Raw genomic sequence first — 12,884 nt, 5'->3', positions numbered from 1 at the left:
ATAGAAAAAAGGAAGCAATTTGGCTTCCTTTTTATTATTAGTTATTCAAGGCTGCTGCCATTGTAGCTGCAACTTCAGCTTCAAAGTCGTTTGCAGCTTTCTCGATACCTTCACCAACTTCAAAGCGAGCGAACTCAACTACTGAAGCGTTAACTGATTCAAGGTATGCTTCAACTGTCTTGCTGTCATCCATGATGTAAACTTGTGCAAGAAGTGTGTAAGCTTGGTCAACTTTAGTGTTGTCAAGCATGAAGCGATCCATTTTACCTGGGATAATTTTGTCCCAGATTTTTTCTGGTTTGCCTTCTGCAGCCAACTCAGCTTTGATGTCAGCTTCAGCTTGAGCAATTACTTCATCAGTCAATTGAGATTTTGATCCATACTTCAAGTGTGGAAGAGCTGGTTTGTTAACCATTGCACGGCTTTCGTTATCTTGGTCGATAACGTGGTTCAATTGTGCCAACTCATCTTTAACGAATTGCTCATCCAATTCTTTGTAAGAAAGAACTGTTGGTTTCATCGCTGCGATGTGCATTGACAATTGTTTAGCAAGTGCTTCGTCTCCACCTTCAACAACTGAAATAACACCGATACGTCCACCGTTATGTTGGTATGCTCCAAAGTGTTGTGCGTCTGTTTTTTCAATCAATGCAAAGCGACGGAATGAGATTTTTTCTCCGATAGTTGCTGTTGCAGATACGTATGCAGCTTCAAGAGTTTCACCTGAAGGCATTGTCAAAGCAAGTGCTTCTTCATTATTAGCAGGTTTTCCTTCAGCAATAACTTTAGCTGTAGTATTTACCAATTCAACGAATTGAGCATTTTTCGCAACGAAGTCAGTTTCAGCGTTTACTTCAATAACTGCTGCAACATTACCGTTAACGTAAACACCAGTCAAACCTTCTGCAGCAACACGGTCAGCTTTCTTAGCTGCCTTAGCCATACCCTTTTCACGAAGCAATTCAATCGCTTTTTCGATGTCACCGTCTGTTTCTACAAGCGCTTTTTTAGCGTCCATAACTCCGGCACCAGATTTTTCACGCAACTCTTTTACAAGTTTAGCTGTAATTTCTGCCATTTTGATTCTCCTATATTTTTTAAAAATAGGAGAGCCGGGCTAAGCCCCGCCCTCCTAGGTAATTACTATTTATATGAATTAAGCGTTGTCGCCTTCTACAACTTCAACGATTTCTTCAATTGAATCTGCTTGAGCTTCAGAAGCTGCAAATTCTGCTTCAACTGCTGCTGCATCTTCACCTTGACGTCCTTCGATGATAGCATCAGCCAATTTAGCTGTGATCAATTTAACAGCGCGGATAGCATCATCGTTAGCTGGGATGATTACATCGATATCATCTGGATCAGTGTTTGTGTCAACCATCGCTACAACTGGGATTCCCAATTTTTTAGCTTCTTTAACAGCGATTTGCTCTTTATGTGGGTCAACTACGTACATCACATCTGGGATACGAGGCATATCTTCGATACCACCCAAGAATTTTTCAAGACGTGCACGTTGTTTGTTAAGAAGTGCAACTTCTTTCTTAGGAAGAACTTCGAAAGTTCCATCTTCTTCCATACGTTTGATTTCTTTCAAACGAGCGATACGTTTTTGGATTGTTCCCCAGTTTGTAAGAGTGCCACCCAACCAACGGTGGTTGATGAAGTATTGACCTGAACGTACTGCTTCTTCAGCAACTGCATCAGCCGCTTGTTTCTTAGTACCAACAAACAATACAACTGCATCGTTAGCTGCTGCATCACGCATGAAATCGTATGCTTGGTCTGCGTATTTTACAGTTTGTTGCAAGTCGATAACGTGGATTCCGTTACGCTCAGTGAAGATGTACTTAGCCATCTTAGGGTTCCAGCGACGAGTTTGGTGACCAAAGTGTACACCAGCCTCAAGAAGTTGTTTCATTGAAATTACTGCCATGAGTATTTCTCCTTTTTGTTTTTTTCCTCTTCTTGACTTCAACTCGCAAAACGACCCAAGGGCAACTGTTTCACAATTCATCAAGAATGAGTATTATCGTTCACACGACAAGTTTCATTTTACCATACTTTTTCAATATTTTCAAGCCATTTTAGTAGATTTTTAAAGTAGATAATTTCTGCTAACTTCTCAAAGTAACTTCCACTTGGATGGCCAAAGTGGAAATTAGTTTGGGAATTTAGCATTAAATTACTAATAAAAACTCTAAATTTAAAACATCCCAACATATACTGCTGAGATGCTCTAATAGCTAAATTTTTTTAAATTTAATATAGTGGCAAAATAATTAGTTTGTCTTATATACTTCTAAGTTTCTTACGAATTTTATAAGCTAGATTAAACAAAAAATATAATGAACTAGTTGGATAATTAAACTCACCAGCAAATTCCTCGATAGTGGGATTAAACTTGGATTTAAAGCTAATTAACCCACCCTCTAAATTGTTTTCAATTCCACCCATATTATGAGTCTCAGCCCCTCGTTCAAAAGAATGTTGTGCTGTCTCAAACCATGTAGGAATAGCAGGTTGATAGTGTCTAAATTCTTCATTCATTCCAGCATATAAGTTCTCAGAAGTTTTCCCAAATTCGATAGTTAAAGTACCAGACAATGGGACAATACTATCCCCTCTGTCAATATGGTTCTTAAGAAAAGAAATTTCTTCCTCTAATCGTTTTCTCTCTTGCTGATTCTCTTTTATTTTACCTTCTTTCGTTTTATCTGTAAACTTCTGCGCTGTTTTTAGATTCTTTTCGAGTTGCCGCTCAACTTCTTTCAGTCTATTAGGTAGATCTAAATAGCTCAGTGTGATAAAGGAGTGGTCAGGATAAGTATCCAGTAACTTCTGATAATAATCTTTGCCTCGTAAACTGATATTCTTGCGAGACTCTGTTTTCTTCATTAAAAATGAAAATTCATCTAATAAATCAAGTCCACCAAACTTTACTTCCAATCCTTTATTTCTTGCAGTTCGGATAGCCTGTCTAGTAGACTTAGAAAGTTGATCCAGTGAGAAATTTTCTTTATGAATATTAGCTTGAAAACGTGGTTGTATATTTTCTGCCATATCCTTTGTTAAGCCTGTCCAATAAACTTTATTTTTTTTCAGTTCTTCGACAATTGCTAAAGTCATAGAATTTTGGACAGTTTCTTGGTCAATAAGACCTCTACTGATAAATAAACTTGGGTCAAATTTAACCATTATTGCATGGTTTTTTTTAGCAAGTTTTTTCAACGTTAAAAGAACAAATTTCAGAAGTTCTTTATCTTCATAGTCAATTACTGGACCTCGTGGAATATAAAACATAGAGAATCCTAATGGTAGCGGTTGAATTAAGATATTTGCTACTCCAACTAATTGATTATCTTTATAAAAGCCAACTCTCTCGTTCCCCCAAGTATCCTTTATCTTGGACCAATCACTACTCTGCAATAAATTTCCTTGAGGATGATTTTCTAAAAATAAATCCCACTCTTTAACATCAACATTTATTTTATACCTAAACATAACTTCAACACCGACTCCCTTAGAAACCATTTTTTATTAACATGCTACACTCGTACTAAATTTCTACGTTTCATTTTACTTTAATTAAATAATTATAAAAATAGAAAATAAGTTCAAGTAATTATATAATGAAATTAATTTTTCCAGCACTATACAAAGGGTGAGATTAATAAGATCTCACCCTTTGTATAGTAATAATCAGTATATTAGTTTGGATAAATGTATCTTACAGTACCTCTTGATGCTGTCGGATTAAACCATCCACGATAATTTCCGATTGGTTGAGTTCCACTTCCATCATAGTTACACTCAGAAACTTGAATACGAGTTGATGATTCAACTGCTGTAACAACTGCTACGTGACCGTATCCTCCATCATCCCAACATGCAATCGCGCCAACTTGTGGTGTAGAACCTGTACGGAAACCTGCAGCTGCTGCACTTGCAGCCCATTGACCGCCATTACCCCAGTAATCACCAGCCCATGGTGCTAAAGTTTTTACTCCCCATGTACATTGACCTACAGGATAGCTTGATGCATTTGTACTATATGTCGGACGTTGTTTCACTGGTGCAGGAGTATAGCTTGTTGATTCCGCTGAAGCACTACTTGAAGATGATTCAGACGAACTAGATGACGAAGAAGTAGTTGATACTGCTTGAACTTCTGCTGTAAAAGTTGTATTTCCAGAAGCAACGACTTTTTGTTGTTGACTTGCTTGTTTAGCTTTATAAGCTGCTTCTGCTTCTGCTGCTGCTTTAGCTTCTGCTTCTGCTGCAGCTTTTTTCTCAAGTAAACTTGCTTTTTCATCCTCTGCAGTAGCCTTTTCAGCAGCAAGATTCAATTCTGCAGCTTTCAACTCAGCTTGTTTTGTAGTTAATGATTGAGCATCATCAGCTAGTTTTTGCTGATTTGCAATAACTGTATTAATTGCATCATTGTTTGCTACTTGTTTTTCGGAAATAGCTTTTTTATCTTCTTTTTGTTGTTCCAACATTTTGTTGTTTGCAGATACGATTTCACTCATTGCAGCAACACGTGAAATAGCTTCTGTAATTGATTTTGAGTTTACAATTGTATTAATGTAATTTGTTGCAGCTCCATTTGTTTGAGCACTACGAGCTTGTTTTTGTAATGAATCATTGCGAGATACAATATTCTTAGAAAGTTCTGTAATTTCACCCTCAAGCTTTTTAGATTCTTCTTGTAGTCTATCATTTTCAGATTGCAAGTTTGATTGCTCTGTTTGAATAGCAGATACTTGCTCCTGAACTTGATCAACTTGTTTTTGGGCTTCTTGTTGTTGTGCTGTTAAGTTGCTAATTTTATTATCTTGAGCAGCAATTTTGTCATCAGTAGTTTCTGCATGCGCAGTTGTTAAAACAGCTGCTTGAGAAACCATTACTGTACTTAGTAAAAGTGACGCTAAGATTTTTTTCTTCATATTTCGTAGATACTCCTTCTTTTAAAGACATTACTAGTATACCAAAAAAAGGCCTAATGAATATTACGCCTTTGTTACATTTTTATTTCTTTCTTATAGGTAAAATTTTTCAAAAATAAACTGAAAAATAATCATCCATATAAGGTTCAAAATCATTGATGGTACTAAACTATAGACTATAAACAAAGACATACTATCCACAGTTAAACCTACCACCAATGCAAGTATATAGGCTCCCATCTCAAATAGAAAAGTCATGACAATAATTGCCAGCATTCTCATCCAACGATTCAATAAAATAACACTATTAAATTTATGGAGAAATGCCCCCAACAAGACAAATAACAGAGTCGCAATCCCTATCAAGTGGAAAAAGTAAATGTCATAAACCAAACCCACTACAAAACAATAGGCTAAATAGAGATACTCTGATACTTCAATCGTCTCAAATAAGAGAAATAAAAATAGAAAATGACTAACTAACTGCACATGGGGAAAGAATGAACCCAGAAGCTGGCTAATATGGGCATCAATTAGAACAAAGAAAGGAAGCAATAAAAATACTCCAACTCGCTTCAACTGTCTCATTATGAATTCCCCACCAATTCTATCACACTCACATTATGAGTATCTGCACTCAATTTAACAGTTACTTCTCGTGTCAAATAGTCCGTACTATGCGTTGTGGCAACCACTTCACCAACAGGAATATCAGCAACATTAAAGTTTCCTAATCCACCAGTTGTCACCTTATCGCCTGCACTAATATCGCTATTACTATTTAATTGGCTAATTTTAAGAACTTCATTTTCTTTGTTATAGCCAACAATAATCCCATAAATTGTAGTAGAACCATGTTGAATTTTAACAGAAATCTTAGCAGCATTTTCCGTATTTGTCAGAAGGTTGACCATGGTAGAGTTCTCCTCTACTTTTGAGACACTCCCAATCAAACCACCATTTGCAATGGCTAACATACTCTCAGAAGCCCCTTTTGATTTGCCTGCATCCAAGGTCAACTCCTGCTTCCAAGATACCGGAGAACGCATAATAACATCTGCTGCCAAAGTCTTTGTAGCTTGCAATTTGGACTTCATATCAAGCAATTGGCGCAGTTGTTCATTTTCCGCCTTTAAACTTTCCGCCTCATTTGATTTAACTTCTAATTGGTAAATCTGTTTCTTCAAACTTTCATTTTCATTATAAGTTCGTGTCAAATGAGCCAAATCTGATTTGACAGAATCAAACCACTGAAACGGTTTTTGCACAACCCTATCAACCAATGAGATTCCATCTCCTAATTTTGTCACAATTGTACTTGAATAAGTCGTCGCTAAGAGAGCTGACACAAGCAGAACAGTGACAAAAACAATAATGACATATTTTGATTTTTTAAAACGGTTCATATCCCTACCTTTATATCAAAAACTGTTACAGTAACTTTTTATCAATTCCTGAAAGCTACTAAGATTTTAAGAAAAATAAGCAACAACCAAGTACGATAATAACCAGAATAGTCAGCGTATCCTTTCGAGTCCATTTCAGTTGTCGGTATTGACTTCTGCCTTTTCCTCCCTGATAACCACGCGCTTCCATAGCAATAGCCAAGGAATCCGCACGTTTTAAACTTGTCGCAAAAAGAGGAATCAAAATGGGAATCATAGCCTTCACCTTTTGAACAATACTTCCTTCACCAAAATCCACTCCACGCGCTTTCTGCGCATTCATAATCCGCGTCGTATCATCCATTAAGGTCGGAACAAAACGCAAACTCATGGACAGCATTAATCCAATTTCATGAACTGGAACTTTCACACGCTTTAAAGGTGCTAATAAAGCTTCGACAGCTGATGCCAAACTTAAGGGCATGGTCGTTAAGGTTAACAAAGTTGAAAAGAAAATAATCAATACAAAGCGACAAAAAATAATTCCAGCTTGTTGCAAAGCATAATCCGTGATTCTCACAAATGAAAACTCAAATAAAACATTCCCATTAGAAATGAAAAACAGTTGAAAAATAGTTGTGAAGGCAATCAAGAAAAACATAGACTTCAAGCCCTGAATAAAAAATGAAAGAGATACTCCTGACAAGGCAATAAATATCCCTGTCGCTATAAAAAGAATTAGATTCGTCAAGGGATTATTAGCCCAAAAAACGATTAAAATCAGTAGCATCATAGTAAGCAATTTGCTACGTGGATCCAATCGGTGAACAATTGAATCCCCTGGGATATAACGCCCCAAAATCATACTATCCATTTAGCGACTCCTTGAACTCCTCTATCTTAATCGGTAATCGTTTAAATGACACGCCTCTATCAGCTAATCGTTTACAAAAGGCCGTAATTTTAGGTACTCCCAACTGCACTTCTTCCATAAAAACAACATCTTGAAAGACATCACTTGGTTTACCACCCTTAACTAAATGTCCCTTTTCCATCACATAGACTTGATTTGCATATTCAGCAACATCATCCATCAAATGCGTTACCAAGACAATGGTCATCCCTGACTGGTGGAGTTTTTTGAACAAATTCATCAGCTCTTTTCTTCCCAGGGGATCTAGGCCTGCTGTGGGCTCATCTAAGACTAATATGGCTGGTTCCATGGCAAGTATGCCTGCAATGGCGACACGCCTCATTTGGCCACCTGATAGCTCAAACGGACTACGATTATAAAGTGATTCATCAATTCCAACCAGATCCAGTTTCTCACGAGCAATCTGCTCCGCATCTTCTTCAGAAACTCCAAAATTTTGCGGTCCAAAAGCAACGTCTTTCAAAACCGTTTCTTCAAAAATCTGATTTTCAGCAAACTGAAATACCAAGCCAACCTGTTTTCTAATTTGACGAATATCTTTATTTTTAGAAGTCGAGGTGATTAAGGTATCAAAAACTCGTACACTTCCTTGACTTGGCACCAATAAACCATTTAAAAGTTGTAAAATAGTCGATTTGCCGCTACCTGTGTGCCCAATTAAAGCCGTATAAGAACCATCTTCAATCGTCAAGGAAACATCCGACAAAGCTGTTGAGGCTAAGGGAGTCCCTTCTTGATACGTAAAACTCACATTTTCTAGAGCAATTCCCATAGCTTATCCTCTAGCTCACTTTCTGTCAAATAATTTTCAGGCAAATCATAGCCATTCTGGCTCAAAGAATATTTTAATTGATTAGCAAAAGGATCGTCTAATCCAATTTGATCCAAATCATTTCGAGAGAAAAGCTCCCTTGGACTACTAGTTGATTCAATTGACCCTTTTTTCATGATCAACACACGATCACTCATGGCAACTTCTTCCAAATCATGTGTAATGGAAATGACCGTCATATCATAGTCTTTTCGAATTCCTTTTACTGTCTCAATTAGTTCTCTACGTCCCTCAGGATCCAACATACTCGTTGCTTCATCTAAGATTAAAATAGCTGGTCTTAGGGCTACAACACCAGCAATAGCCACACGTTGCTTTTGGCCACCTGATAGACGCGCTGGTTCTCTCTTTTTAAAGTCCAACATGCCAACCAAATCCAGAGCTTCTTCCACTCTCTTTTTCATTTCTTGACGAGAAAGTCCCTGATTTTCCAAACCAAAGGCAACATCATCTTCAACAGTCGCTCCAACAAATTGATTGTCTGGATTTTGAAAAACCATACCGATTTGACGACGTATATTCCAAACATTTTCCTCAGTCAGCCGTTGGTCATCAATTACAATCTCTCCGGATTCTGCTTCCAGTAAGCCATCAATTAAGCGAACCGTCGTTGATTTACCACTACCATTATGCCCTACAATCGAAAGCCATTCTCCACGTTTCACGTGAAACGTAATATCCTTCACATCATAGTATTCCTGACTTTCCTTATAACGAAAAGAAAGATTTTTTACATCAACTACTGATTTCATTTCGAACCAAATGTCCCTTTAAATACATAGGCACTACCCTTGAAATAATCATAGCCAGAGTAGATAGTGAAAAACAAGGCTACATAAAGTAGAATTTGACCAAGAAAAATCCAATGTAATAGCAAGAAAATAATCGCAAACATCTGGCTGAAAGTTTTAATTTTTCCAGGCATTGCTGCTGCTAAAACTGTCCCACCAGTTTCAACCAATAAAAGCCTTAAACCTGTCACAGCCAACTCACGACAGATGATCACTGCAACAATCCAAGCTGGAGCCATACCTAACTCAATCAGCATAATAAAAGCAGACATAACTAGTAACTTATCCGCCATAGGATCTGCAAATTTGCCAAAATTACTGACCACATTCCATTTACGAGCTAAATATCCATCTAAATAGTCGGTAATACTGGCAATAGCAAATATAATAGCTGCTACTATATGACTTTCTAGCGAATTTCCTATCGTTAAAATAAAGATAAAAATAGGTATAAAGAGAATTCGACCTATTGTCAAGAGATTGGGAATTTGTTCTTTTTTCATTCGTTTTTCCTTAATTTCTAGTAAAGGTTACAGTTATTTGTCCAGTTTGAGCTGTTAATTTCGATAAATCGACAGTCTGATTATCTACTGTTAAAGCAACACCTTTGACAACACCTAAAGTAATGGTCACAGGATTTTTTGTTGAAACTGTTGTTTCTGCACTTTTATTATCCGGTGATAAGGTCACACCACCCTCAAGCTCACTTTCTGAAACACTAACCCAACTTCTAGCATCTGAAACCGATAATTGCAATTTTGCGGTTTCCTTACTTGTTTTATAAGCGATTTCTACATAATTTCCTTCACCTGATACACTTATAACTGGTTCAATATTCGAAGAGCTACTTGATGAACCACTACTAGTTGAAGATGGAGTTGCAGAACTAGTCGAGCTTGTTGCTTGGACTACACTATAACTAGACGCAGATGAACGCTCCGGTTGAGTCTGAATATAATTCCAAACATAATAAGTCACAAAAATGACAATCGATAGGGCAAAGAGTATAAAATAAAATAAAGGTAAAAATGATGTCTTATTTTTCTTACTTGAACGTCTCCTACCTGTCAACTCCTCTTCATCAACATCTACTTCCTCATAAGTAATCATGCTCCCAGAATCATAAGCATCCAAGACAATTCTCTCATCAAGTTCAACTGCCCACGCATACTTTCTCAAAAAAGAACGAGTATAAAATGGACTAGGAAGTTGATCAAAATCATCAGCTTCCATTGCTTCCAACATATCCAACTGAATTTCTGTTTTTTTATGTAATTCTTCTAAAGTCAACCCTTGGTTGGTTCTAGCTAAACGTAAAACCTCACCAATTGTTTTTTTCCTCATACTTGTCATTCCTTCTTTCTAGTATCGATTATGATAGGTTTCTACGATGGGAATATTGTAAAATCAACTATGTCACCATCATCTATTAAATGATGTCCAGCATCAAGGACATCCTCTAAAGTAATTTCCTGTAAAATTTTCGGCAAATCAAAGATTGTCTCACCTTGTCCAAAAGCATCATATTGCATTGCAATAAATTCAAGAGAGTTCATGCTACTGAAAAATTCTCCAAACATTTCTCTTTTTATAATATCTAAATGATCCTCTGTAATATCTGAATCCTTTGTAAAATTACGAATAGCCTTCCTAAACTGATGAGATAAAGCAACTGGCTCTTTTGTATCCATTGTCAACATAACAAAATGAAAGCGACTTGTTACTTCAACTTCCAGAGATAAGGACGCATCAATTTTACCTGATTCATATAATTTCTGAAAACGATCCGAAGTCCAACCAAACATCATTGCAAACAATAATTTTAATAAAATATGATATCGATAGCAATCCGCTTCAGCAACTTCTCGCTTACCTCTAACTCCAATCGCTAGTTTGGGAGAAGATACTTCCATTCTCATACTGTCTGTTTGCTTTACATCTTGTAAAACAAGCTTTTCTCTTGCCACTTCCTTAACATCTAAATCTTCCAGTTCTTTTCTTTCAAAGTAGTCCTGTACTTGATCCACATCAAAATTACCAACTAAAAACAGAGACATGTTTACAGGTTTGTAAAATCTTGTAAAATTTTCTTGCAAATTAGTTAGATTGATTTGGGAAATGGACTCCTCACTGCCAACTATATCCGTTGCTAAAGGTGTGCCAGGATACAAATTCGCTAGAGTTGAAAAGAATAAACACGAATCTGGATCATCTTGATACATTTCTCGTTCTTGCTGGATAATATCCTGCTCTCTTAAAATGGAACCTTCAGTAAAGTGTGCTGATGTTACCAATTCATCAAGTAAGTCTAAATTGTCTAAAAAATGATCCGTTGCTGAAAAAAGATAGTTTGTTTTTGTAAAGCTTGTAAAGGCATTGCTATCTGCACCTAGACTCGTAAAAGCCGACATCAAATCGCTAGCATCTTCTCTCTCAAATAATTTATGTTCAAGAAAATGAGCAATTCCTGCAGGATATTGTTTTACATCTCCGTCAATTTCTGTGACAAGCGTATCTACCGAACCAAACTGTACAGTTACACTCCCGTAAACCTCTTTAAATTCCTTTTTAGGCAAAAGAGCAACTGTCAATCCATTTGATAAACAAGTTCGATAAACCATTTCTTTTACAGCTGGATAGTATTTTTCTTCAAAAATAACCTTTGTCATTCTATTCCTTCCATAAAGTAAATCGCCTGTAGTTTCACATTATTAGCTGCTCTACAAATAGCATCTTTGTCAACTTGCTCGAGTTTTGCAATCCAACTTTTAAAGTCTGCTGAAGATTTTCCAAGTAAGGCATTTTGATAAGCACATTCAATCAATGAACCTTGATTATCTTGAGAAAGCAACAAAGACCGACGAATCATTTCCTTGGTCTGCTCTAGCTCAAGCTCTGTAAAATAACCTTTTTTTAAATCAAGCAGTTGATTATTCATCATTTTACGAGCCTGGTTCCGATTTTCTCGATCGATACCAGCATACATCCTCAAGAATCCACTAAATAAATCAAGCTGACTTGAAATAGTATAAGCTAATCCAGCATTTTCACGGACATTTGTAAAGAGCTTAGAATGAGCAAATCCACCAAGTAAACCATTCATTACAATCATGGGTAAATGTTGCTCATTACCATATTCAGAAGGGCAATGATAACCTAATTCCAAAATGGATTGTCCCACATTTTTCCGAACCATACCTTCCTGAAGGATATTGGAATAAGGTTGACAATACTGAACCTTCACATCTCCTTCTCGACCTTTAAAGCCAAATGATTCTAATACATTTTGAATTTCAACCTCATTAAAATCACCTAGGAAAAAGAAATCTATTCGATCATTGGCCAAAAATTCTTGGAAACAAGAATAAGAACTTTGTGGAGTTTCAGCTAAAATACGATTTCGTAAATCACTATATTCCAATTGAAGACGTTCATCATGAAAAAATAATTTATCTAATTCTTTATGTGCAAAATAAAAAGAATCATCCATATCAGCTGCTAAACTTGCTAGCAATTGTTTTTTCTCAATTTCAAATAAAGCCGAATCAAACCCATTATCAACTACTACGGGTGAAAAAAGAGTTTCTTTTACAAATTCCAAAACCTGAGAAGTTAGAACATTTTTCCTACTTAAAAACTCATCACAAACATAGGTAAATGTCAATTCTACAATGTGACTTTGTCCTCTTCTGAAACAATTGGTTGACATATCTGTACCGTATAGACTGGCCAAATGTCTTCTCAAATCTTGAGAAGTGGGGTACATCTGATTAGCAGTCTCTAGCATACTCGCACTCAACATGCGACCTGCAATCGTATCGAGGGATAATGGAGCGGTAAAACGCACGGCGATTTTGTTCGTTTTAAACTTTTTTGATTGGATAAAATGTGTTGAAATTCCATGCACTAACTCCATGATTTACCTCCTTATATACAGACTTCTATTATATCACGAAAACCTGAAATTTTCTTGTTCTCTGTAACACTTTTGAA

13 protein-coding genes are annotated in these 12,884 nt (G+C 36.5%); all 13 read right to left on the bottom strand.

Features of this window, described 5'->3' with window-relative positions; all coding sequences use genetic code 11:
• Positions 1-37: 37 nt before the first annotated feature.
• Positions 38-1,078, bottom strand: coding sequence for a translation elongation factor Ts (gene tsf / locus KUA57_RS02245; RefSeq protein WP_000808071.1), 1,041 nt, complete (start codon positions 1,076-1,078; stop codon positions 38-40).
• 78 nt (positions 1,079-1,156) lie between these two features.
• On the bottom strand, positions 1,157-1,936 hold the full coding sequence (rpsB, locus tag KUA57_RS02240; protein WP_000268459.1) for a 30S ribosomal protein S2: 780 nt from the start codon (positions 1,934-1,936) through the stop codon (positions 1,157-1,159).
• 356 nt (positions 1,937-2,292) lie between these two features.
• Complete coding sequence (locus tag KUA57_RS02235) at positions 2,293-3,504, bottom strand: aminoacyltransferase (protein ID WP_218493610.1); 1,212 nt, start codon at positions 3,502-3,504, stop codon at positions 2,293-2,295.
• Positions 3,505-3,710: 206 nt separating this feature from the next.
• Positions 3,711-4,949: a peptidoglycan hydrolase PcsB gene (gene pcsB / locus KUA57_RS02230; RefSeq protein ID WP_020902292.1), complete on the bottom strand. Its 1,239-nt coding sequence runs from the start codon at positions 4,947-4,949 to the stop codon at positions 3,711-3,713.
• A gap of 93 nt (positions 4,950-5,042) precedes the next feature.
• Positions 5,043-5,537: a rod shape-determining protein MreD gene (mreD, locus tag KUA57_RS02225; protein WP_218493580.1), complete on the bottom strand. Its 495-nt coding sequence runs from the start codon at positions 5,535-5,537 to the stop codon at positions 5,043-5,045.
• The gene (gene mreC, locus KUA57_RS02220; protein ID WP_218493579.1) at positions 5,537-6,355 is read right to left on the bottom strand and encodes a rod shape-determining protein MreC; all 819 of its coding nucleotides are present in this window, start codon (positions 6,353-6,355) and stop codon (positions 5,537-5,539) included. The genes mreD and mreC overlap by 1 nt, the downstream gene beginning before the upstream one ends.
• 58 nt (positions 6,356-6,413) lie before the next feature.
• Positions 6,414-7,208: an energy-coupling factor transporter transmembrane component T family protein gene (locus KUA57_RS02215; RefSeq protein WP_120770770.1), complete on the bottom strand. Its 795-nt coding sequence runs from the start codon at positions 7,206-7,208 to the stop codon at positions 6,414-6,416.
• A complete protein-coding gene (locus KUA57_RS02210; protein WP_004269805.1) occupies positions 7,201-8,040 on the bottom strand; it encodes an energy-coupling factor transporter ATPase in 840 nt (279 codons plus the stop codon). The genes KUA57_RS02215 and KUA57_RS02210 overlap by 8 nt, the downstream gene beginning before the upstream one ends.
• Positions 8,025-8,852, bottom strand: a complete 828-nt coding sequence (locus KUA57_RS02205; RefSeq protein ID WP_061864818.1) for an energy-coupling factor ABC transporter ATP-binding protein — start codon at positions 8,850-8,852, stop codon at positions 8,025-8,027. Before KUA57_RS02205 ends, KUA57_RS02210 begins: the two co-directional genes overlap by 16 nt.
• A complete protein-coding gene (gene pgsA, locus KUA57_RS02200; RefSeq protein WP_061864819.1) occupies positions 8,849-9,394 on the bottom strand; it encodes a CDP-diacylglycerol--glycerol-3-phosphate 3-phosphatidyltransferase in 546 nt (181 codons plus the stop codon). The genes KUA57_RS02205 and pgsA overlap by 4 nt, the downstream gene beginning before the upstream one ends.
• Positions 9,395-9,404: 10 nt before the next feature.
• Positions 9,405-10,235: a cytoskeleton protein RodZ gene (rodZ, locus tag KUA57_RS02195; protein WP_049487620.1), complete on the bottom strand. Its 831-nt coding sequence runs from the start codon at positions 10,233-10,235 to the stop codon at positions 9,405-9,407.
• 41 nt (positions 10,236-10,276) lie between these two features.
• Positions 10,277-11,560 (bottom strand): EF-P 5-aminopentanol modification-associated protein YfmH, encoded by a 1,284-nt coding sequence (gene yfmH / locus KUA57_RS02190; protein ID WP_061864820.1) that lies wholly within the window; start codon positions 11,558-11,560, stop codon positions 10,277-10,279.
• Positions 11,557-12,807, bottom strand: a complete 1,251-nt coding sequence (gene yfmF, locus KUA57_RS02185; protein WP_125446623.1) for an EF-P 5-aminopentanol modification-associated protein YfmF — start codon at positions 12,805-12,807, stop codon at positions 11,557-11,559. The genes yfmH and yfmF overlap by 4 nt, the downstream gene beginning before the upstream one ends.
• Positions 12,808-12,884 lie beyond the last annotated feature (77 nt).

Origin of the sequence: Streptococcus vulneris, assembly GCF_019218685.1 — a bacterium.
GTDB classification, from domain to species: domain Bacteria; phylum Bacillota; class Bacilli; order Lactobacillales; family Streptococcaceae; genus Streptococcus; species Streptococcus vulneris.
Note: the sequence above shows the minus strand (reverse complement) of the source record. Positions and strands in the feature narration are given on the sequence as shown.